This is a genomic window from Paenibacillus sp. FSL F4-0097 (assembly GCF_038593125.1).
In the GTDB taxonomy this organism is placed as follows: Bacteria; Bacillota; Bacilli; order Paenibacillales; family Paenibacillaceae; genus Paenibacillus_AQ; species Paenibacillus_AQ odorifer.
This window is the reverse complement of record NZ_CP151965.1, coordinates 2,440,343-2,463,124: the sequence shown is the minus strand read 5'-3', so window position 1 is coordinate 2,463,124 and position 22,782 is coordinate 2,440,343. Positions and strand designations below refer to the sequence as shown.

The following is a 22,782-nucleotide window of genomic DNA, read 5'->3' as shown; positions in this document are numbered from 1 at the left end:
CCAATCTGCGCGTACGAAGATGCTATCGGACTCAGCTGACCTTATTCGCAGCTTTAGAGCACATTTAGATTCCTATCGGACCCCACAGTCGCTATTGGCATAAAAAACGCCAAATTCGATCCTTTTCCTATGCGATAGCTGCACTGGGGTCCGATACTATGCTCAAAAAGCGATAAATGAGCAAATAGCTTCATCTGGGTCCGTAAGCCTCAGGAGATGTTTCTTAAAGATTTCTTTCGCTTAAGCACTACCGTCTGCTGAAAAACACAAAAAAAAGGATTATAAAACTGCTACTGGAGCAGTTCTATAATCCTTCTTAGCTATGCGGTCAAGAGGACTCGAACCTCCACGATATTGCTACCACTGGCACCTGAAGCCAGCGCGTCTGCCAATTCCGCCATGACCGCGTATTATAATGACTCGCTTATTGCGGTCACAAGATAGATCATACCACGCTGAGAATCCAACGTCAATATATTTCCGTCATTTTCTTATCATTCATTAATTTATGGATAATTATTGCTTTTGTTGCCGAATATAAGGTATAATGAGAACAAAAGTTCGCATAATATAAATGAGGTGATTTATAATGGCGACTACGAAGCTAAACACATCCATTATTGATGAAGAAGTAACTAAAGAAGAACTGTCCCTGGTCAGAAGCTATTTGCTGCTAACGTTTATTCATAAAGTTTTCGAACGCGACTGCCGTGTAATCAGTAGAAGCGGCCTGTTTAAGACCCCTCAGCTATATATGGAGCTCGTATCTGGTGCCACTAAGAAGACGTCACTAATGCTTCAAGAGGTTACGCGCGAGCTGAGCTCCCATGATTTGAAGATTACTACCGTTCGCCAAGATCAGCGAGGAGTCGAAGCATTATATTCCTGCAGAGGATTTCAAGGAGAGATGAATATATTATGGCCAGGCTTCCGTAGAGAAATGATGCTGCGCATGCGCGCGTATCTTGGACTGTCCACAGAACTCTCCATACTCTCCAGAGAAGAGAATGCGTCTGAACTTGCTCTAACTATATAGTCCCAAATGACATTACAGAAATAGCCCCCGCCCAGTAGGGCGAGGAGCTGTTTTGTATTATGAAGATTATTACTGCGGATATTATTACTGTAAAAATTATATATTATCCGGATCTTGTCTTGGTTCACTAAATGGCTGGAATAAATAATTGCGATCCAGCTTCACTACTCGTCTATTCTGACGACGTATCATCACCTGAGAATCATCCCATGCAAGAACTATCCCTTTTACGTCGTTACTTTCCAAGCCATCGCGCACTACACGAATTTTCTCACCGGAAATCCGGTAAGCATCCAATTGCTCATCGCTAATCATCATTAATCCCTCCTGTCATAGCTTGTCCTATTTAGTCTCAGAAAAAAGACCCAAATGATAAATCATCTGGGTCTCATGTAGGCAATTAACGACTTGCATGTCTACTAAAGCATTCTTATATCAGCGCTTCATTCTTCTCAAACCAGAAGTCAAGAACTTTAGCGGACATCACACGTTGCTCCAGATACTCCACTTGGTTAGTAGTGAATTTTTCCCTCCAAGGAAAGGATAACTCTTCACACAAACCTTTGATTGTCAGAAGCTCTGACCAGGCTACATAGCGTTTGTACCAAAAAAACTGAGGATGTTCAATCATATAGGGATACAGATCGTCGAATTCCGTGTGTTTGCAGTCCAGCGCACGCTCGAAATGATCCTTGGCCTCGGTTAATTTATCAATAAAAAATTGTTCAGTCACCGGTTCTTTCCCCATTGTGACGCCTCCTCCCTATGTCTAATTTTTATTATAAAGGAAAATCCATAGGGTGAAAAGCAGTTGTTTAAAAAATAGGCCTGTTCTTATTGCCAATTAGGTTATTCCCCAAATTCGATGGTGCCTCCATTTAGAGAGGTAATTCTTACGAGTGACTCCAGACGAATGCCTTGCTCTCTGATCGTCCGAGCCCCTGCCTGAAAGCTTTTTTCAACTACAACACCAAGACCAACTAGCTCAGCGCCAGAACGTTGAATGATCTTAATCAACCCACGCGCTGCATCACCATTGGCAATAATATCATCGATAAAGAGGATTTTATCCTCTGGAGAGATAAATTGGCGAGACAACATAATATCAGTAACGATACCTTTTGTAAAAGACGGAACTCTTTCGCAAAGCGCATCTGGATCAGCTAACAGAGTTTTTTTGCGGCGTGCAAAAACTAGCGGCACCTTTAATTCATACGCGGTGGCAAATGCCACGGCAATGCCCGAGGATTCAACGGTCACAATACGTGTAATTCCTGAGTCCGCAAACCTCCCGGCAAACTCCCGTCCCATTTCCATCGTAAGCTGTGGATCAACCTGATGATTTAGCAGTGCATCCAGCTTCAGCACTTCATCCGAAACGACGACACCTTCTTCCAAAATCCGCTGTTTCAACACTTCCATGACTTTGAACCTCCAATACCCTTTATAATCGCAGACATTCCGTACAAATTAATCACTGATCATAAAGCAATTACGACGGAAGTCATGTCCTACTGATCCTCATCATAACCTGTACTATACAGAGTACACAAGGTTATCCTGCATAGCACTCGTTATGATTTTTCTTTAGCTTCGTAAAACTATTAGGAGGGGAGCCATGAAATCACATGTCCGAACATTACAGATCGCTTTCACTTATATTGGCACCATTGTAGGAGCCGGATTCGCCACCGGACAGGAAATATTAAAATTTTTCACACGTTACGGGCACTGGGCAGTCCTGACCATCCTGCTCTCAACTATATTGTTCATATGGCTGGGTACAAAAATGATGGTCATTGCTCGGCGAATAGAAGCGGAATCCTATGAAGACTTTAACCGCCACCTCTTCGGGGAACAGGTCGGAAGCACCATCAGTTTGTTCACGATGGTCGTCCTGATCGGAGTAAACAGTATTATGCTTGCAGGGGCCGGCGCTATTTTTCAGGAGCATCTCGGACTTCATTATCAGACTGGACTAATTATCACGTTGCTTGGTTCATACTTTCTGCTAAAACGAGGGATTTCCGGTATTCTGCAAATGAACAGTATTGTTGTACCTTTAATGCTTACTCTGTCACTTATCATTATTTTTAATACTTTTCAAATTCCGGGAGCTGGACGGTTCCTGTTCCTTGATAACGATCGCTCTCTCTTTGGCGCATGGATGTCACCGCTGCTCTACACCGCCTTTAATTTAGGGATGGCACAAGCTGTTTTAGTCCCTATGGCTCGTCACACAGAGGAAGAAAAATCCCTTGTATGGGGCGGTATTATTGGGGGTACCGGGATTGGTTTTATGTTGATCGCCGCACATTTCGCAATGAGCTCACAGATGCCAGGGATTCTCAAATTTGAAATTCCGATGGGCAGCATCGCCGTCCGGTTGGGTACTGTAGTGCAAACTATATATCTCCTGCTGATCTTTTTGGAGATCTTCAGCACTTTTGTCGCCGATATTTATGGAGTAGCTGTACAGCTTAAGCAACGGCTTCCCCTATCAACCGCATTGATTACACCACTTCTGATGTTGGTCTGCTATTTACTGAGCCAGTTTGGCTTTAGTTCACTGCTCTCCGTGTTCTACCCAATCTTCGGAGGTTTATCATTGGTCTGGGCTGTCAAGCTGCTGCGCACGCCATGGTCCTCTCCACCAGGTAGTAATACTTCATCGAACTCAAAGGAGAAGGGGAACAGTCTCGTATCCGTAAAACCAATCACCCGAACTACACGGAAATAACCGCTGCTGTAGGAATCATACGTGCTGCCGCTTCCGCCACATGCTTGTGACAGGTCATCATCACAATCTGGCGGGAGATCGACAGTTCTCCAAGAAGTCCAAGCGCAGCATGAAGACGAGACTCATCAAAGTTAACGAAGAGATCATCGAATAACAGCGGCAGCGATACTTGCCGTGACATGGTCTCTGCCAATGCCAGCCGGATGGCAAGATACAGCTGTTCTGCCGTCCCTCGGCTGAGCAGTCCGCTGTCTAGTAATCCCCCATTCTTATGTTCAGCTTTCAGCTCTTTGTGCCCTAGTGTCATAACAACCCTTTTATATTCCCCTTCCGTCAGCTTGGAGAAATAAATTGAGGCAAGCAGTAATACCTGTGGCTGCTTCTCCTGCTCATACACACGACGAGTTCGCCCGATTAGTTCGGCAGTTATCGCTGCCACTGCATATTTATCAGCCACGATCCGCAAGGCTGCTCTCTGCTCTTCCAGTTGCTGAATAACGGAATCCCCCACGCAGCGCTCCTTCAGATACTCCCTTTCCTGAAGCAGCTTGCCTCGCTGCTCCAGCAGGGTGTTCCAACCCTCTTCCTGCCGTTCCATCAACTCTTCAGCCAATGACCGCTTCAGCTGCAATGCTTCCGCATCATGATGATTTAATAATTCCAGCAGAGCAGTAACTCGCTCTTCCTCCCAACCACCGAACATAACAAGCTCCCACTGGCGAATCGATTTATTCAGATCACTGCGCCGCTGCACAGCTGCTGACCTGCGTAAGAAATCCTCTCCACCAGTCGCCCCGCCTTCCTGTATCAGAAGCTCACGATGTTCTCTCAGCTCACCTAATATCCTGTGGCTCTCCTTGAGTTCTTCATCCACATCCTGCAATCTTGACTGCATAGTTTCCCGGCGAATCAAGTCCTTTTTCAGATCATCCCATGCTCTTTTTCGCAGTTCCAGCCAGCTTAGTAAGGTTAATGCAGATACTCGTTTCCCCTCTTGCGGATCTATTTCAAAACCAGCTGCCGCTACACCAAACTCGTCGCCAAGATCAGCACCCGACTCATAAATAAGAGCGAGCAGCTCCTCCTCAAACACGTTACATTCTGCTTCCAGCTCCTTCAATCGTAAGGAGAGTTTATTCTCTTGGCGCAGCAGCTCATTCCCTTGTTCAACCATAGCAAAAATATCCGGCAGCCCTTCAGGAGATAATCCTTCAGGCAACCTGCGTTGGCAAAGCCATTCTTCATATTGCTCAGCCGTTTCCGTGAATGCCGCCTCCGCCCGGTGCATTTCTTCAGCGAGCAGCTTCTCTTGGCCTGCCAGCGTCTCCAGCTCCGTGCGGCAGGCATCACGCTCGGCGGCATAGCGTTCGATGCGCTGCCGCCAAGCTGACCAAGCCTCCATGAGCCTGCGAAGCTCCCTCATGGAGGCCTCCAGCCCGCCTGCGTCAGGGCTGGACCCCGGGGCGGCCGGCCGCCGCCCCGGCACAACGCTCTCCGGCTCCGCCCCGGAGAGCAGCTGCCCCCGCAGCCGCAGCATCTCGGCTGCGGCTGCGCTGACGTCCCCGCCATGCTCTGCCGGGGACGCTTCCGGCCGGCGCGCTCCGCGCAAGCCGGCCCAGAGGGCCAGATCGGCCGCGCCTAGCAGGCCGATCGCAAGCACGGCGCTGGCCGGCGGAGCACCGGTCAGCCACAGCGCTGCGGGCAGCAGCACGGTTAGTGCTGCCCCAGCCCACAGCAGGCGCCGGTAGAGCGCGGCCATGCGCTTCGCGCCAAGGCCGTCACTTCCGGCGCCGCGCGCTGGCCCTTCGCTGAGCTGCGCTTCGCGCCAGCGTTCGGCCGCCTGCTGCAGCTCGTCCCACAGCTGCAGCACTTCACGGGCGCTGTGCGGAGCCAGCTGCGCAAAAGCTTCCGCGCCGGTAGCATGCTCACGCGCCAGCGCCCGTTCTGCTGCTTGGAGCGACGCTGAGGCAGCGGCCAAACGGGATCGCAACGACTGCCGCGTTGCACCCTCCGCCTCCATGCGGCGGTCATAACTAGCGAACGCCGCCGCAAACTTCCGTGCAGCTTCACGATCTGCCGCTGCACCGGAGAATGAAGTCAGCTCTGCAGGGCCCCAGCTCACATCAATGCCGCGCAGAATTCGCCGCAAATGCTCATTCAGCGCCGTTAATTCTCCCTCAAGCCGCTGTCTTTCCGTTCTACGGTTCTCATAACTGCTCCGATGCCGGTCCAGCCGCTCCAAAGCAGGCCCCTGCGCTGCTAATACTTCATCTGGAGGGTTCTTTGCCAGTTCAATAGTAAGCTCGCTTAGAAGACGTTCATAACGTACTACTGATCCCTGTGCATTACGAATTTCTCCTTCAAGTGCCTGAAAGCGAGTTGCACCTTCTTCAGGAAAGGCTAAAATCAATGGCAATCCTTGCAGCTCTAGCTGAGCCTCGCTCCACTTTAACCACAGCTCACGGACTTCCTGTGCTTTTCGAAACATCACTAGCTGCTCTCCAGTGAGCTTACGCTGTTGCTCCAATTCATCTAGCTCCGACTCCGTTGCCCTCAATGCCACTATATTATCGTTATATCGCGGGAGATAAGAACGGCTCTCAACCATTTGGCGCTCAAGCTTTTCAATGGCTTGCACAACTTTTGCTGCTTCTTGCAGCTTGCCACGAGGTTTGTACAGCTTCTCAGCTTCCTGCACCAAACGGCGTTCCGCACGCATGATTGCACCTCCACCGCCCATACCTGCATGAAAAAGAAAGCTGCTCATCTCCTCAGATTGAAGGGCAGCAAGCTCCTGCAGCTCGTCCAGTGAAACTGCGAACAATTGCTGGAACATACTCCTAGAGATCCCCCCAAGTAAATGTCGTTCCATTTCAGCTTGTCCTAGCTCTTGAGTCGTTTCATTTGGATGATTTACTGTAATGTTCAGCTTTTCATTTCTTCCTGATCCCTCAGCACCTGAAGCAAAACGGCGAATGGTCCACAAACCATCATCACAGTCACGTATCTTCAGGGTCCCCCCATGCAATCCACCTTGCATAGGTTCATACCTTTCCAAGGGATTTCCACGGCTTGGAATTCCAAACAGCATAGAGCGTATGAATTGCAGTGTCGTACTTTTTCCTGCTTCATTACGCCCATAAAGTACGGTCACTCCCTGCGTTAAATGAATCTCTCGATTGTGAAGACGCCCGAAGCCATTGATATGCAAATGTTCAATTTTCATCGTTTTGCCCTCCGGCTTGTAGATACGAAAGACTTTCCGCCGCTTCAACAGTATCATCCATCCCACCAAGCATCGTGATTCCCTGCTCTGCTGCACCACGTAGCCAGCTCAACTTCTCTTCTTGACTAGTCATAGACAACAGCTTACGCAGCTCCTGATTCTCCAATAGCGGTTTAAGCGCACTATTTAATAGTTCTTCGAGCGCTTCCGGAGAATGTTCTGTATGCTCTGCAATGCGCAGCATTTCTCCAAGAAAACTATCTTCTTCCAATAAGCGTTGGCGATCAATAGCTAAGCCGGACTCGATGGCGAACCCTTCGGTCCAGACAAGCCCTTTGTAATCTTTACGCTCAGCCCTAATCGCCTCACGGCGCTGGAGTTCTGACAGCAGATCCTCTGCCGCCCCTTTTTCAGCCAATACTTTATGTACGTCCCCTCGTCCAATCAGACGAAATCTGACCACCGACATGAGCTCCGGGAACTCCGCGCGGATGTCTTCAATAACCTGCTCCACTTCCTGTATCCATTCTGCTTCATTGCTTAATCCTTCTATAGATAGGTCTCTAACCTGCCAGCGAACGAAATCCAGTTCATGAAATTGCAGAGCGGATCTTCCAGCCTCATCTACATCCACAATATAACAGCCTTTAGCACCGGTTTCCTTAATGCTGCGCCCTTGTATATTGCCTGGATACACAATCACAGGCTTCTCATGCAGTACACTCCGTTTATGAATATGTCCAAGCGCCCAATAATCAAAACCCCGTTCGATAAGGTCCCTGCGACTGCAAGGAGAATAGGTCTCATGCAGCAAATCACCGTCTACATTGCCATGCAGCATCGCAATATGAAACAGGCGGCTGCCAGGTTTACGAGAAAAGGTTACAGCTGTGTTGTTCGTCACTTTCGCCGTTGGATAAGAGATTCCACTAACGATGGCAACTTCTTGGCCATCTATACGGCGGTAAGCTGTAGCGTGTTCTGGCTTCTCTCCGCCAAATACGGTAACATGCTTTGGCATTTCCGTTGTCAGACGCAGTCCGTCAAGCGGATCGTGGTTGCCATGAATCAGGAACACGTTAATCCCGTGCTCACCGAGTTCTTTGAGCGCTTCCTGAAATCGCAGCTGTCCCTGTAATGAAGCATCTGATACATCGTACACATCTCCACTAATGACAATAAAATCAACATTTTCTTGGATCGCAACGCGGACAAGCCGCCCGAGGGCGGCAAAGGTAGACTCACGTAAATAAGCACGAATGGCTGGCGAAATATGCGCCAGCCCGGCAAAACGACTATCCAGATGTAAATCAGCAGTATGCAGAAAGCGAAATGGTATCATAGCTGCTCACCCTTTCGTTCCTGAGGGATACTGTAAATAGGTTTTTTTAAGTTCATTAGCAACTCGTGTCAACGAATATAGGCTTTTGGCTTTATCCCATGCGGAACGTGAAAGCTCATAACGATAAGCCGGATCAGATATCACCTTCTCTAATGCATCAGCAAGAGCAATCTCATCGTCCGGACTGACCAATAGACCATTCACACCATCTTCAATCTGCTCCGGTATTCCGCCCACATTTGTCCCCACTAAAGCCAGGCAGCTAAGTGCCGCTTCCGCAAACACTGAACCGAACGCCTCCGCCCGAGAGGGCAATACGAAAATATCAAAAAATGGCATGAATTCTTCAGGGTGCAGCGTATATCCGTAAAAAATCGTTTCATTATAGATCCCTAAATGTTGGGCCATCTTTTCCAGATCCGCACGTGAAGGACCATCGCCAATAATATGCAGTACATACTCATGGCCGCGATTTTTAAGCTCCGCGCAAGCTTTGAGTAATATATCTATTCCTTTAGCCGGAACCAGACGTGTCACGGTCACTAGCTGCGGAATAGCATTATCATGCGGAACAGGCTTAAATCTTTTTTCATCAAAACCATTCGGAATAACACCTATATTAGAAGGATCAATAATATAAGGGGCCACATAATCTGCAAAAGATCGCGACACCGTCATTAATCGATCACTAACATGCTCAAGCTCACGATAAAGTGAGACTAGAAAACGATGCTCCAAGCCATCCTCGGAAATCGCTCCATTTAGAATCAATTCCCGCTCGTAACTGGAATGCAGGGTATGAATTAACGGAGTATCAGGGAACACTTTTTTCATTGCTAAGCCCGCAATCGGATGATGAGAATGAATAAGATCATAGGGCTTACTCATCCGCAGTTTAGTCCACCATAAATAATCACGATAGGTCTGAATATATTTCTGAACGATAGGACTTTCTCCATACTGCGTCCAATCAAACGTCTCGAATATTACTTCCTCATGCCCCTTATTGCGAATCCGCTTAGGCAGCCAAAACATATCCATCTCCCAACGGCTTGAACGGAATCTTTCCTGAAGATAAGGGATCATAGATGATACACCACCGGGTTGCTCCGGCGGGAAGAAGAGCGCTTGCAGCAAATTCATATGGTACATCCCCTTTACAATTGCCCTGTGTACTGTAAGACTTGGCAATTATGATATAGTTGAATATATGTAGAATTTCAGGTACGATTACGTTCCCCATACCTTGATTTTATCGGTATAAACATGAAACAGCAACTAAGAAAAAGGAGAATGAGCTATGAAGGAAGAACAGCTGCCTGCCTCTTACACCGCATCTATTAAAGAAATGCTGGGGCAAGAGGCAGATGCTTTTCTAGAAAGTTATTCAGCACCACGAACTCAAGGACTGCGCTTTAATCCGCTAAAAAGCACCTCAGCCATAGGCCAAGTTGCGGTGGACCGTACAGTCTCACAATTTAATTTGAAACCTATCCCATGGTGCCAGGGCGGGTTTTATTATGATGAGCCCGCTCGACCAGGCAGGCATCCTTACCATGCCGCTGGACTATATTATATTCAGGAGCCTTCCGCAATGTCCGCAGCTGAACTGCTGGCACCTGAACCCCGTGAAACCGTCCTCGATCTTGCAGCAGCCCCTGGAGGTAAAACTACGCATATCGCTGGTTTAATGCAGGGACAAGGCCTCTTAATCTCTAATGAGATTCATCCGGAACGCGCAAAAATTCTAGCAGAGAACGTTGAACGTCTGGGCATTAAGAATACCCTCGTAACCTGTGCAACACCAGAACAGCTATCTGCGCGTTTCCCGCAAGCTTTTGACCGAATTATGCTGGATGCTCCTTGTTCTGGAGAAGGCATGTTCCGAAAAGATCCAAAAGCCATTCAAGAGTGGTCTCCTGCTCATGTAGTTATGTGCGCAGCGAGACAATGGGATATCCTGCAAGACGCCTACATTATGCTTAAACCAGGGGGTATTTTAGCCTACTCTACCTGCACCTTTAACCGTCAAGAGAATGAAGAAACCATTACTCGATTGACGGCTAGTTACCCCGATATGGAACTACTCACCTGCAAACGCCTTTGGCCGCATTTAGAAAAGGGCGAAGGTCACTTTGTAGCACTCCTGCGTAAGCAAATTGACACTGCATCCGTGAATGATGATGCCAACCGCAACGCCAAAAAACGCCGAAGTAAAAACAACCCAAAAACTAATTCTTCTGTACGCGATGCCTACCAGTTTTTTCAAGACTGGGCTGCGGTAGAGCTGCCTGGTCTTTCATGCCAAGGTGTGCCACTGCTCTTCGGCGAATCCCTTTATTTGCTGCCAGAATCCTTTAATGGCAGTCTCCATACCGGGCTGCTGGACGGACTGCGTATTCCACGAGCTGGACTACATATCGCCCATTTGAAGAAAAATCGGATTGAACCTGCTCATGCATTAGCTATGGCACTACAGCCCATACAAGCTTCACGAAGCTTTGATCTCAGCAGTGATGGCCCGGAAATACATGCTTGGCTACGTGGTGAAAGCCTGCCTGTCCCCAGCGAATTACATGGATGGACACTTGTAACTTTAGATGGTTTGCCGATTAGTTGGGGCAAAGCGAGTTTAGGGCAGCTTAAAAATCATCTGCCTAAAGGATTACGTATCCTAAAAGCCCATATTGACGAGCAATAGGCCATAGACCAGTACAACAGGCCCTCTTCGGCATATGATGTCATTATCTCAGAAAGCTGCGACATCAGTCACAGCAATTGAGAAGAAGACATAAGTTGAGGAGGAATAAATCATGGGTGAATTTCATGGAGGAGCCTTCACTTCGACCGGAGCGATTTTGGTACTTTTCATCTTGCTGGTCATCATTTCCCGTTCGTTGTTTGTTTAATACCTTCCCGGCTTAAATAGCTGGTGAAACGAAGCGGCTGTGTCGTCCTTTTTGGGGCGGTGCGGCCGCTTTATTTCTTTCCAACATAACATCTCCATTTGTTATTCTCGTGAATATTTACCGTCTGAAAGCCCGATTTCCGAAATAACTGCTCCATCTCTTCGTTCTTAGTGAATTGCTTCATATGATAATTGATTTTATAGATCTCAGAAATAATAACAAATGTACCGCCTGCCATCAGCACCCTAAATGCTTCACTTATATCGTGTTCGAGGTCCGGCCAGAAATAATGTGTCTGAATCGCTGTGATCGTCCCAAAAAATCTATCGTTGAACGGTAACGCTGACACATCTCCCTGACTAATTTTCACCTTACCAGCGATTACAGCCTTATTGTTTTTTTGAATAGATGTCTCTACAGCTTGTTGTGAGTAATCTATGCCGTAAATTTCATGTTGTCTATTTTGTTTTGCTAACGTATGTATAGTTTGACCGCCACCACAGCCTATGTCCAGGATAGGATCGCCGCTCTTAATTTCTATTTTTCTAAGTCCCCATGTTGTGATGCTGGTATGTGCCTGATTCATGATTTTGATCATGATATTTCCTACGAACCCTCTAGGATTCTTGGCTTGCTCAATCAGCGCATTCAATAAACCCATATTTGTACCTCCCAATCAATTGGCCATACCAGCAGCCTGATCACTTGATATATGTTCCGTAAGATTTTCTGCTGTAACTGCCCACTTATCTACTTGATACTCTATTTTATGAATACTAGTATATGAAGTCGGGAAATGAGCATTCTTATTCGTCCACGTTAGCCCTTTTAAAATATGGTATATAACATTAATTACGCCACCATGAGTGACCACAATTACATTTTCATTTGGATCAGTACTCTCCAGTTCATTACATAGTTTTGAGAAACTTGAACTTATTCGCGTAAAAAATTCCTGAGGACTTTCTCCTCCTGGAAATCTCTCATCCATTCTTAAAGCCGAGAAATAAAGACCCGGGTATCGTTCATTTACGATTTCATGGGGCATTCCAGCGATTACACCATTGTTCGTTTCTCTCCAATACTGGCTGCTTTCAACAGGCAAATCAAGCTCTCTGGCGATCTCATTTGCTGTATCTAACGCACGTTGCAAATCACTACAAAGAATACGGGTTATGTTAAAGCTAGATTGATTTTCCTTAAGATAATATCCAAGACGTTCGGCTTGTCTATATCCCTCTACTACAAGTCCACGTTGACTCCAACCCCCACGAAAGCCTTCATCATCTATTCCATGCCTTATAAAATATATAGCCATCGATTGTATACCTCCTGAACAAGATTGTTATACATTTGCATTAAACTTCGAAAACGCTTGTTTTTTAAGTTGATCCCAATTGGGCGTTGCAATGTTTGCTTGTTGCTTCAAAATATCAAATGAATTAAACAAAGCCGCTATTTCGCTGAAAGAACCGTCCACTAATTTCATAAACGGTAATTTATGAATTATTGTCAGACCATAATATACAGCCTGCTTGTGCTTTCGAACAAAGTTAACTTGACCTGCTGGAGTAACAGTATAGCTTAATTGCTCCATGATTTGAAACCCCTCATCCATTACTGAAATGGCTTGTCTTAATAGCTTCTTATCTTTAGATACCTTTTTCAAATCCCCGTCATGCAGATAACTAAGGGAGTTCAAAGCCACTATTGGCACGATATGACTTTTGAGCCAAGCATCCATATCCTCATGATAAGTTAGCTTATACTTAGCGTTCTCAAACGCTTTTTCCAGTAAGTGTTTTATTGGAATCTCACCGTCTAAACTGCCAAGTACCATTTGCCCTCCTGCGTGTATTTTAATAACACGACCGCTCGTTTCCCGAATTCCTGCACTAAGTTGAAATCCGAAGAGTATATTTTTCCTCACATTGCTCATTTCCTGGAGATCCTTTTGCATGCCAAGAGCATCGCCATTGTTCCCCACAAGAATTATATTCAGACTCTGATTCTCAGCTAGAATAGGTAACACAGATGGAAAATCATTATATTTCATAACAACAAAAATAAGATCATAGAGATCATCGGATCGAAGCGTAGAGATGACCTTTACTGTATCCACAGTGTTTTTAATTTGAAAATAATGGCGAAGCACAAGCCCGTCTTTCGTCAATTGCTCTGCTCGCTTCCCTCTGGCAAGCATGGTGACATCATTTCCCCCACGCACTAGAACATGCGCAAGATAGCTGCCTAATACTCCCGCTCCAAAAACTAAAACTCTCATATTTAGCTCCTCTATCCCTTTTTAGACATTTGTTGAATTTTGATCAACTGTTCGATAAAATCAGATTATCACATCTCCGGTAGGGTTCAATCGTTAGTTTGACCGGTTTTGTTGATTTTTCAACAAAATACAATACATTGTTTAATAAAAAGGGAGTCTTATCATGGATAGAAGAATTTAAAAAAACCAAACAGCCATCATGAATGCATTAATTCAACTGATGGCTGAAAAAGATTTTGAAAAAATAACGATCAACGAAATCGCAGAGCGTGCTGATGTAAACCGCGGAACGATTTATTCCCATTATGCGGACAAATACGATCTGATGGATAAATGCCTGGAGGCTCAGCTCCAGCAACTAATCGAAAGCTGCTCCGCAGTGGAGGATGAAACCGAACCCAATCCCTCGAAGGCGTCATTGCTCCGCACGCTGGAACAATTGGAGGAGAATGCTCTTTTTTATAAGACTTTATTAAGAAACAAAGCTCTGCTCTCCTTTAGAAACCAATTACAAGAAATGATAAATGAGCAGATTAAGGTACAATTTTTTAGAAAACAATTTTAATCTCGATGAGCTGAGTAAAGATATATCTGTGCAATTTTTAAGTTCGGCGACTGTCGGAGTGATTGAATGGTGGTTTACCCATAGTAATCCTTGCTCTGCAAAAGAGATCACTGAAAAGTTATGGTCCATGCTCGATCTAAATCTGCAGATGATCCGTTCTCAAGCTTGAATATGTTCTCCCATATCCATCTCATAAATGGAGCTGATAATTTTTTCAATGGGAATCTCCTTAATGGATATATCAAGGATCTCTACCTTTTCGCTAAGAATATGCAGAAACTCGCCCATTTTACATTGCTCGGTATCGATCAGCAGCTCCACTTCGTAATCCGATATTCTTTCCGATATCTGAGTGCCAGGCAGATCAATATTTCCAATAGTTGTGGCGGCTGAAAGCCTAACTACTTTTTGGGCACCCAGATGCAGTCGAAGTTCAGAGAACTTGTCGTCATATACTTTTTTCCCTTGATGAATTATAAGTACTCTTTGAACCAAACGCTCTACATCTTCCAAGTCATGTGTTGTCAGAATAAATGTGGTGCCTTCCTGATTCATTTGCTTAATGAATTCTCTGATTCTTTGTTTAGCTATTACATCCAGCCCGATCGTTGGCTCATCTAAAAAAACCACAGGTGGTGAATGAAGCATCGCCATAATAAACTCGCATTTCATTCGTTCTCCCAGGGAAAGGGTGCGCGTGGGCTTAGTAATAATATCGCCAATCTCAAACATGTTTACAAATTGGTCTAGTCTTGTACGAAAGTCGTTCGTAGGAATATCATAGATTTCCTTGTTCATATAAAAGCTATCCAAAGGGGGAATGTCCCATATTAACTGCGATTTCTGTCCGAACAATACCCCGATTTGTTTTACATATTGATTTTTCTGCTTATGAGGGTTGTACCCTAGAACATTTATTTCGCCCGAGGTAGGATAGAGAACGCCTGTCAGCATTTTAATAGTCGTAGATTTCCCTGCACCGTTTGGACCCAGAATGCCAATGATTTCTCCTTTTCCAACACTAAACGAAAGATCTTCTACAGAGGTAATTATCGATTTTTCACGGTGAAACAGACTTTTAAATACACTTTTTGCATCTTGTCCACGGTGATAGGTTTCATATTGCTTGGTTAAGTTCTTGACGGTAATAATGTCCAAGTGAAATTCTCCTTCTTAGATCTTAACTAATCTTTTATCCTCCGGCGCTTTTGTAACTGCGAAGCATATATGTATAGAGCCAAATTCCGAAGGCAGCAAATAATACACAAGGAATAATCGCTATAAAAAAATAGGGTTCCCATCGGCCAATCAGTGTAGATGCTGGAAAGTAGGCAATCATGGAGACCGGAAACAGAAAAGAACTCACAGCTACGACTGCCTTAGGAAAAATCGTCCCTGGATAACGTCCAAAAGACTTAATGCTCTCAAACATCTCCGGCAAGCGGGAATTCGCCACCCATTTGAAGGAAATCGCTGCCACAATAAGCGCCACACCGAACATAACAAGCAGCCCTGCACCAAACAACAACAGGAACAATAACCAAGAGCCTATGGTCATCCCATCGATTCCGCTAAGTGCGTATACGAACATGATTACTCCTCCACCTAAAAGCCCGATACTTTCGAACTCAAAAGATCTGGCCAACAGCAGAAAAAGGCTCGAGGTCGGTTTAATTAATACCACTTCCAAAGTCCCTTCTACAACATGAGACATCGTATTCCACATAATTCCGTTAAAAAAAATCCCGGCACAAGCCGTAGACAGAATAAAAACGGATTGAATTAACAGCGCCTCTTTAAAGGTCCATCCTGCAAATGAAGCATTCGAATTATAAATAAATACCGTTACTAGAGGAAACAACACATTCCCTATGAGCATGATAAGACTATTAAGAATAAAGTTAACACGATAAGTGATAGCAGAAGCAATATTCGCCTTCATGCAGGTTTTATATATTTGATACATACGTTTCATGCGCCCACCCCCGTAAAATGCTTAAGCGACACCGCATACAGCACCCGGCAGACAACTCCGGCAATAATTACGGCTATGAGCTGCAGCAATAACACTTGAGGAATAGGTAAGCTTATATCAGCTAAAGTATAGCTACCTGTATAGACCATTGCTGGAAGAAAGGCCGTATATTGAAACGGTAAGAAAAAGGACGCCATTTGTAAGGATTTTGGGAAAAATACTAATGGAATCAGCGATCCTGAAAATATCCCTTCGCAGAGATTAAAAAAATTACGAATACTAGAGGATTGCACCATCCAAAAGGCGACCATTCCAATACTATAATGAATGAAAAAATTCATCATAAACGCCATAGCTATTGAAAGAATCGCGTAGAGTAAATTTGCGGGTAAGACATCAATATGAAAAATAAAGAAAAAGATCATAAAGCAGGGTAAAAATTCAAACAAAAGCCCAAGTACCCTATGCCCTGCCTTCTGAGATAAAGCAAAGAACATATGATTTAGCGGTCTTAACGAAAACGTAATGAATTTCCCGGTACGAATAAGCATTTGTAAATTCCAATCGGCAAAATCCATAGTCAGATAGTTGATCAACATCGTAGCACAAAAATAGGAAAGCATTTGGGAGAGTGACATCCCGTTGATGTAAGATTCCCCGCTATAAACAGCGCTCCATATATAATACTGCACTAAAAAGTACACTGGGCCTACAAAAATAGAAACCATCGAATGCGTCCTGTACGCACTCCATTCCTTATAAGTAACAAAAGCAACCGCCCTCATAATGCGAAAGCGGTGCTTTATCATCTCAAACATAAGTCACATCCTGCCTATCTATAGATATCACATAAAAAAGTCTTTTTCTTATTCGAGTCCGGACCAGATCACATTGTTTGTACCGAAAATCCCTCTACCGTCCCATATATTTTTATGAAAAGGGATATACCAAACGGCAATCAGCTTTTCTACCGGATCAACGACCAAAGAACAAGACCCCCATCCTTCGTGAAAAAAAGTGCCTTCAGAATAAGATGTACTTTCATTATATCGAAGGTCTGGCCCAAGACCGTATGGTCTATCCGCTCCTCCATCTCCCCATGCGTAGTTTGGAATTTTTTCAGAATTGAACCGCTTGGTCATTCTCTGAACAGCCATCCGACTTAAGACATGACCCCCTTCGTATTCCCCATGGTTAAGCAGCATGATTCCGAACTTTTGTAGATCATTAACGGTTGAATACAGTCCCCCACCAGTTCCGGGAGTCTTGATTTCTTCCTCAGACCTTTGTTCTTCATCCGTAATTTCCCCGTTTTGCAGCTTCTGAAGATATTCCTTGGCTTCTTCCGAACGAATAGCGATCCTACCAGCTTTCTCAGGCGGTATATCAAAGAAAGTATCTGTCATGCCTAACGGTTTTACAATGTGGTCCATTATGTAATCTTCTGCAAAAACACCTGTTATTTTCTCAATAATTGCACCAAGAACCACGTATCCAAACGAGGAATACATCCATTGAGTCCCTACCGGAAAACGAATGCCATAGGAAAGTCCAGCTTTAATCCAGTTTTCTTTTCCAAGCTCTGATTCATAAATATACCACCATGCACTTTTATAGTAAGTATCACTTATAGTTCCATGATCAGGTGCGATGCCGGAGGTATGAGTCAGTAAATGAGCAATTGTAATCGGCTTAAAAGGGTCGGCATCAAACTCTGGAAGAATAGAACTAACTGGTTGTCCCATAAAAATTTTTCCATCATCTGCAAGCTGCCAGATCGCTGTTGCCGTAAACAGCTTGGTAATAGAAGCGATTCGAAAAATTGTATCCGTTTTCAATTCTTGGTCGCTATCTTCTTCGTAACTGAAGCGTCCCCCCGCTCCATTGGCAAATATTTTTCCATAACGACTAAGAGAATAAATATAGCCATCGGCTACTTTCTTATTACAGAGATCCTCATAAAAATGATTAAGTGCCTCTAATCGGTCCTCCCTGTAATTCACTTCGTTCAGCTTGCTAAGCTCTGTGGATGATAACATTATTCGCACTCCCCCTTATTATTCAATAAAATACATGATGCATAAATATCTTGCAATAAAACCCAAATAATTGAAAGGGTGATTTTGCATATAACTATTTTATACTGCTCCAATAATTCTGTAACAGCAATGCTGTAATCTCGTTAACGGTTTGTCGTTAGAGATTTAACTAGTGCCATTCCACTAACCAGACCAAATACTACCCCATCATGTATGCTTGCAAATTTGTAAATCTCTATGTTCGAAATGTTAAAATACATTACTAAAATCGGATACATAAGCAGAAGAAAACTTGGAAGAAACACAATAAACAACAGCGGCAAATTAACAATAAAAGCTTTAGGTAATCCTTCTAACAACGCCAGATAGATCCCATAGACAAACGGGACAATAGCCGTGATCCACACAGTATTTTCTAATTGATAGTTCTTTTGTGCCTCTTCAGTGTAATGACTAATTAGCGAGTTGCCATAATGTAATAAGAGCGCCCCCACTATGATCCAGACAAGATAATATAAAAATTTTGAATTCCGCATCTTCATGAAATCACTCCGTTTCTTTTTAGATAGTTCATTAGAATGTCTCTATTTAACTTACCATATAATCCATAATTTGGATATTGCATTAAAGTAAACTGGTCCTAACTAAAAAGGCTACCTCCCGGCAGCCCTTAATAAATCCTTTGCTTTTTATGCTGAAAAGATAGTGAATTCTCTACAACTTTAATTGAATTCCAGCTCCTCTGGAGGGTAAGTTTATCTGCGAGGCATGGTGACGCCAACTTTGTTATTATATTTTTCCGTAGCTTCCTTGATAACATCGTTGCCGCCCTTGGAAAGCCACTCTTCCACAACCTTCGGCCAGTCGCTGATAGGTTCCTTGCCATATACCATCTTTACCATGTGCGTCAGCAGTACCGGAGGAGCCGTGTCCGAGTTAGGTGCAATGTCTGGATTCTTCACCAAGGCATCTAGCCGCGGGTCGAACTGAATTCCGTCACGGCCTTCATTAGCCAGAATAGTATCATATACATTGATCAAGCTTCTGCCTTCTTCTGTCATGTTAAGGACACCCTTATTATAAGTAGTATCCTGCACCATCCAGAGGAAAGACTGGCGGTAGCGCTCCTCATCTATAGCAGCGGAATCCGCAGGAGAAGTGTATACGATTTTGCCGTTCTCTTCCTTATAGGTTTCGTCCTTGATCCCAAAGGTAAAGAAGGTCTCAGCCTCTTCGCTCAACATCCAGTCAAAAAATTTCACGATATCCGCAGCATTTTTCGTACCTTCCTTGATAAAGTAGGTGCGCGTAGCGGAGCCGTACAAGTAGGAGCCTCCTTTTCCATCAGTTCCCACTGGCGAAGGAATAATCTCCAGCTTGGCGGATGGCGTCGTAGCCTTCAATTGTTGCTCCCACTGCAGAAGCTCGTTGGCATTCATCGTCCACATGCCCGCTTTTCCTGAGAGAATCGCATTTTTGTAGTTGGTCGGGTTAATGGTGGCAAATTCCTTGTTGATCAAACCCTCTGTATACATGGTGTTGTAGGTCTGTAACGCCTTCATCATATTTTCGCTATCCATAAACTTCGGCTGAACCTGGCCGTTTACTTCCTCGAACATAGTCAGATACGGAAAAACATCATAAGCGCCAAAGAAAGCATCCGCATATTTGAAGTCTTGACGGCCCATGTACGGGTTCTCTATCCCCAGCTTTTTGAAGGCACGCAACACAGTCAAGTACTCATCGACCGTTTTTGGAACCTGCAAGCCGGTTTGATCCAGCAGGTCCTTGCGAATCCAAGTCGCCCGGCGGGAGGGATTGGACAGAAACTCCGGTATTGCGTAAATTTTCCCTTGATAGGTGACGTTCTCCCAAGCTTCCTTCGGGATTACTTTCAAAAGGTTCTGGCCGTTTTGCTGCAGCAGATCATCCAAGGGCATGAACACACCAGCTTCAACCGAACCAGCCATTTCCTTGCCATTTACACCACCCGAGCCTTGAACGACATCCGGAATATCATTAGTGGCGAACATCTGCACCATTTTCTGCTCGAACTCTTTATGAGGAACCAACACTATATCCAAGTCTGTGTTTGTCATCTCCTCCAGCTTTTTCACCCATTTATCCTTGTTCAAGTCGGGTGATTTCTCAACGTAGTTAAAAGCCAGCGTCCGCATCGAGATCGAGAATTCAGTTTTCTTCGGCGTATTTGACGCGCCTCCGGCAGTCTCTTCTTTGTCCTTGTCCGAGCAACCTGCAATAACGGTAGCACCCATTACAGTAACCAGACAGATGCCAATCCATTTTTTCATAATATAACCCTCTCCTTGTACAATGGGGTGTATACGTAAAATGAAGATATCTTAAGACTAATAAGCTTTTGGGATCTCAACCCGGTGGGTAATTCCCTGATTCGTAAAGTAGACATGAACCCCATGGTCCTGATCGTCCATAAAGTACGATACGTAATCCCGGCTTCCTGATTTTTGGGGAATCAGAAGAGTGACGATCCGATGGCTTACAGCCTCTTGGGTAGAGGCAGTCAAATGCCAATGCTCGGGCAGCCCTTCCCATTCTTTCGGATCTACATCTGTAAATTGATTGCTTTGGCTAAGTGTCATTTCTCCCGAGGAACTATAGACAAATCTGCCCTCCATCTGAGCTTTTTTACCATTTACTTTAAAAGATTGTTCCTTCAACTTCATGGGATACAGTGTATGAAACAGCCAATCCAATTTTCCCGGACGTTCCAGCTCGACACTGTCAGCGATAACAAAGTAAGCGCTATCAAAGAAAAATATTTCCCGCACATACCGCTTGATATAGGGTACATTCTCGCGGTAGGCTTCGGTGGCATCCATTTGCGTGTAGTTGATTCCGGGCGTACTATACGCCTTCAACACCTTGCCGTAGGCTGCCATGTTCTTCGACTTGTCCGTGCCAGCATATTGGCCTTTGCCGTCAATAAGAATTGCGTTCTTGGAGCGGGTCTGCCTGCGCCACTGCATATGCATCGTACTGTTGAATGCAACGTAATAGCCGCTTTCAATAGCCAAAGGCTCGCCGAAGGCATGCAGCAGGAAGGCGTTTTGATCCCCATGGCTATGGCTCACAGAGCCGTAACGGCTGCTCTTGGTCAACAGCATGATATGTTCCTGCGGATCCTCCATCCGATGATGCATGGCGACCCATCCCACATCCTGAAACCACTTCAGAGGTTCTGCAGCCACCGGTGGCTCTGAAGAAATCTGCGGATAATCCGTGCGATAAACCATCTCATCGAACCGGAAATCCCACCAGCCGTAGTTATAGAAGATCATCTGGGTGTCAGGGTTCAGTTCCTTAGTTTGCTCAAAATACCATTGGTACTGGCCATTCCCGGTTAAACCGGCGAATTGGCGGATATTGAAGCCCGTCTTGAGATTGACCGGATCTCCCAGTGACGATTGATCGCCGAAGCTGGCCCTCACGGTATCCGGACTGAAGCAATAGAGCGGAAAGTCACCGGTTTTGCGAAAGAAAGGACGGTCATAGAAATTGATTGCCATGTATTTGCGAATTAGATTGAGCGCCTCCGTAACGAATGCCATCTGAGTGGTCCAATACATCGGACCTTCGGCCCACCCGCCATCTTTGCCACCCCATGGAGTATACATGGCGGAGAAGTACTCCAGCGTATAATCAAGCCATTCCTGCGCCTTCTCCTCCTCACCCAACATGGAAATACAACACGGTACGAGTACAGAGGATAAAGAGCGGATCGCATGGCTGTCATAAGGAACTTGATGGATGCGGGAACGTTCGATGACATGGAATGCGATCTGCCCGGTTCTTCGCAGTAGCGCCTGCCTTACCTTAAGGCGTTCTTCTTCCACCAGAGAGCCGTGAAGCCAATCATAGCCCCATGCCAACGCTCCGGCTATGCGAAAGGAGCATTCATCATTGTAATCCCGGCTGGTGGTACCATCCGTGTTCCAGCTTGCCGCATGAAGCAGCCACTCTTTAGCTTTGGCGATAAGCGCCTCGTCCTCCAACACAACTCCAGCTATAGCAAGATGCCGGACAGCATAGAAAACTTCCTGGCAGTCCATATACATCTGCCGCCATAGTGTGGCGACACGCTTATTATCTGGATACGGTGCAGGCTCGGGAATAAGCTCGCGCTTTGTCCAGGGTAAAACGGAATGCTTCAGGAAGTCATCCCAGCCAGTGGAAATGGGGTCTTGGCGGACAACTTCCCGGTAAGACGGAAGTTGCTCCGCTTGAAGCCATAGCCGCGGATGGTGGGCGGAAGCAGTTGAATATCGTTCTGTACGGGAAGGCAGTGGCGTTAGCGGCAATTCATCCTCCACCACAAAAGCTCTTACTTTACTCCACTCGGAACGGATATCATTCTCCCCGATAAGACTGTATCGCCAATAATACGAGCCGGGCGCCAACGGCTTATCCGGGGTAAACAAATTATAGGGAATTCTGCTGTAGGTCAACGTACCTTCCGGCTCAAATCCAGTGTTTGAGGAGATCTGCAGCTCGTACATACTCTCTTCTAGACATGCAGGCATCCAAGTAAACCGCGGAGGATTCTCTCCAACATCTGTATGTTCATCTGGCCCATATGACAGGTCGAGTACGCCGCTGGTAGGTTGAAATAAAGGTTCTAACATCT

The 22,782-nt window shown here is 45.4% G+C and carries 22 protein-coding genes and 1 tRNA gene; 6 read left to right on the top strand and 17 right to left on the bottom strand.

Annotated features, from left to right (window positions below; translation table 11 throughout):
• Positions 1–323 precede the first annotated feature (323 nt).
• Positions 324–407, bottom strand: a tRNA-Leu gene (locus MHH86_RS10935).
• A gap of 182 nt (positions 408–589) precedes the next feature.
• Here MHH86_RS10935 and MHH86_RS10930 point away from each other — a divergent pair.
• Entirely contained in the window at positions 590–1,036 is a 447-nt protein-coding gene (locus tag MHH86_RS10930; protein WP_051491615.1) for a hypothetical protein, read from the top strand.
• A 96-nt stretch (positions 1,037–1,132) separates the two neighbouring features.
• Here the strand turns inward: MHH86_RS10930 and MHH86_RS10925 are convergent, their stop codons facing one another.
• The 3 genes from MHH86_RS10925 to MHH86_RS10915 form a co-directional block, all read right to left on the bottom strand.
• Positions 1,133–1,351 carry a hypothetical protein gene (locus tag MHH86_RS10925; RefSeq protein WP_036689413.1) on the bottom strand — a complete coding sequence of 73 codons (219 nt, stop codon included), beginning with the start codon at positions 1,349–1,351 and terminating at the stop codon, positions 1,133–1,135.
• 115 nt (positions 1,352–1,466) lie between these two features.
• The gene (locus MHH86_RS10920; RefSeq protein WP_036689410.1) at positions 1,467–1,784 is read right to left on the bottom strand and encodes a hypothetical protein; all 318 of its coding nucleotides are present in this window, start codon (positions 1,782–1,784) and stop codon (positions 1,467–1,469) included.
• 101 nt (positions 1,785–1,885) lie between these two features.
• Positions 1,886–2,458: a xanthine phosphoribosyltransferase gene (locus MHH86_RS10915; protein WP_038569895.1), complete on the bottom strand. Its 573-nt coding sequence runs from the start codon at positions 2,456–2,458 to the stop codon at positions 1,886–1,888.
• Between the two features lie 196 nt (positions 2,459–2,654).
• On the opposite strand from MHH86_RS10915, the gene MHH86_RS10910 reads away from it, so the two are divergent.
• Positions 2,655–3,776: a membrane protein gene (locus tag MHH86_RS10910; RefSeq protein WP_038569894.1), complete on the top strand. Its 1,122-nt coding sequence runs from the start codon at positions 2,655–2,657 to the stop codon at positions 3,774–3,776.
• On the opposite strand, the gene MHH86_RS10905 is transcribed toward MHH86_RS10910, so the two are convergent.
• The 3 genes from MHH86_RS10905 to MHH86_RS10895 are packed head-to-tail and all read right to left on the bottom strand — an operon-like array spanning position 3,763 to position 9,487.
• Positions 3,763–7,002 (bottom strand): AAA family ATPase, encoded by a 3,240-nt coding sequence (locus MHH86_RS10905; protein ID WP_342479722.1) that lies wholly within the window; start codon positions 7,000–7,002, stop codon positions 3,763–3,765. The genes MHH86_RS10910 and MHH86_RS10905 overlap by 14 nt on opposite strands.
• Positions 6,992–8,344: a DNA repair exonuclease gene (locus tag MHH86_RS10900; protein ID WP_076316555.1), complete on the bottom strand. Its 1,353-nt coding sequence runs from the start codon at positions 8,342–8,344 to the stop codon at positions 6,992–6,994. The genes MHH86_RS10905 and MHH86_RS10900 overlap by 11 nt, the downstream gene beginning before the upstream one ends.
• A gap of 6 nt (positions 8,345–8,350) precedes the next feature.
• The gene (locus MHH86_RS10895) at positions 8,351–9,487 is read right to left on the bottom strand and encodes a glycosyltransferase family 4 protein (RefSeq protein ID WP_076316554.1); all 1,137 of its coding nucleotides are present in this window, start codon (positions 9,485–9,487) and stop codon (positions 8,351–8,353) included.
• A 157-nt stretch (positions 9,488–9,644) separates the two neighbouring features.
• Between MHH86_RS10895 and MHH86_RS10890 the strand changes: the two genes are divergently transcribed.
• Both MHH86_RS10890 and MHH86_RS10885 read left to right on the top strand, forming a co-directional pair.
• Entirely contained in the window at positions 9,645–11,045 is a 1,401-nt protein-coding gene (locus MHH86_RS10890; protein ID WP_076316553.1) for an RsmF rRNA methyltransferase first C-terminal domain-containing protein, read from the top strand.
• Between the two features lie 112 nt (positions 11,046–11,157).
• Entirely contained in the window at positions 11,158–11,253 is a 96-nt protein-coding gene (locus MHH86_RS10885) for a sporulation protein YjcZ (protein WP_197069771.1), read from the top strand.
• A 70-nt stretch (positions 11,254–11,323) separates the two neighbouring features.
• Here MHH86_RS10885 and MHH86_RS10880 read toward each other — a convergent pair whose 3' ends face one another.
• From MHH86_RS10880 to MHH86_RS10870, 3 genes are read right to left on the bottom strand one after another with little or no spacing between them, the layout of a single operon-like run.
• Entirely contained in the window at positions 11,324–11,914 is a 591-nt protein-coding gene (locus tag MHH86_RS10880) for a class I SAM-dependent methyltransferase (protein ID WP_036689384.1), read from the bottom strand.
• 15 nt (positions 11,915–11,929) lie between these two features.
• The gene (locus MHH86_RS10875) at positions 11,930–12,571 is read right to left on the bottom strand and encodes a histidine phosphatase family protein (RefSeq protein ID WP_036689381.1); all 642 of its coding nucleotides are present in this window, start codon (positions 12,569–12,571) and stop codon (positions 11,930–11,932) included.
• 27 nt (positions 12,572–12,598) lie between these two features.
• A complete protein-coding gene (locus MHH86_RS10870) occupies positions 12,599–13,537 on the bottom strand; it encodes a 2-dehydropantoate 2-reductase N-terminal domain-containing protein (RefSeq protein WP_076316552.1) in 939 nt (312 codons plus the stop codon).
• 199 nt (positions 13,538–13,736) lie between these two features.
• On the opposite strand from MHH86_RS10870, the gene MHH86_RS10865 reads away from it, so the two are divergent.
• Complete coding sequence (locus tag MHH86_RS10865) at positions 13,737–14,102, top strand: TetR/AcrR family transcriptional regulator (RefSeq protein ID WP_256717341.1); 366 nt, start codon at positions 13,737–13,739, stop codon at positions 14,100–14,102.
• Positions 14,062–14,271 (top strand): TetR-like C-terminal domain-containing protein, encoded by a 210-nt coding sequence (locus MHH86_RS10860; RefSeq protein ID WP_256717340.1) that lies wholly within the window; start codon positions 14,062–14,064, stop codon positions 14,269–14,271. The genes MHH86_RS10865 and MHH86_RS10860 overlap by 41 nt, the downstream gene beginning before the upstream one ends.
• On the opposite strand, the gene MHH86_RS10855 is transcribed toward MHH86_RS10860, so the two are convergent.
• The 7 genes from MHH86_RS10855 to MHH86_RS10825 form a co-directional block, all read right to left on the bottom strand.
• Positions 14,262–15,260 (bottom strand): ATP-binding cassette domain-containing protein, encoded by a 999-nt coding sequence (locus tag MHH86_RS10855; protein ID WP_244886461.1) that lies wholly within the window; start codon positions 15,258–15,260, stop codon positions 14,262–14,264. The genes MHH86_RS10860 and MHH86_RS10855 overlap by 10 nt on opposite strands.
• Positions 15,261–15,294: 34 nt before the next feature.
• On the bottom strand, positions 15,295–16,077 hold the full coding sequence (locus tag MHH86_RS10850; protein ID WP_036689373.1) for an ABC-2 family transporter protein: 783 nt from the start codon (positions 16,075–16,077) through the stop codon (positions 15,295–15,297).
• On the bottom strand, positions 16,074–16,805 hold the full coding sequence (locus tag MHH86_RS10845) for an ABC-2 family transporter protein (RefSeq protein WP_256717035.1): 732 nt from the start codon (positions 16,803–16,805) through the stop codon (positions 16,074–16,076). Before MHH86_RS10845 ends, MHH86_RS10850 begins: the two co-directional genes overlap by 4 nt.
• 138 nt (positions 16,806–16,943) lie before the next feature.
• Positions 16,944–18,116: a serine hydrolase domain-containing protein gene (locus MHH86_RS10840; RefSeq protein WP_038569878.1), complete on the bottom strand. Its 1,173-nt coding sequence runs from the start codon at positions 18,114–18,116 to the stop codon at positions 16,944–16,946.
• 143 nt (positions 18,117–18,259) lie between these two features.
• Positions 18,260–18,658, bottom strand: coding sequence for a hypothetical protein (locus tag MHH86_RS10835; protein WP_339211764.1), 399 nt, complete (start codon positions 18,656–18,658; stop codon positions 18,260–18,262).
• A gap of 213 nt (positions 18,659–18,871) precedes the next feature.
• Positions 18,872–20,428, bottom strand: coding sequence for an extracellular solute-binding protein (locus MHH86_RS10830; protein WP_076316551.1), 1,557 nt, complete (start codon positions 20,426–20,428; stop codon positions 18,872–18,874).
• 57 nt (positions 20,429–20,485) lie between these two features.
• Positions 20,486–22,780, bottom strand: a complete 2,295-nt coding sequence (locus MHH86_RS10825) for a DUF4962 domain-containing protein (protein ID WP_076272643.1) — start codon at positions 22,778–22,780, stop codon at positions 20,486–20,488.
• Positions 22,781–22,782: the final 2 nt, after the last annotated feature.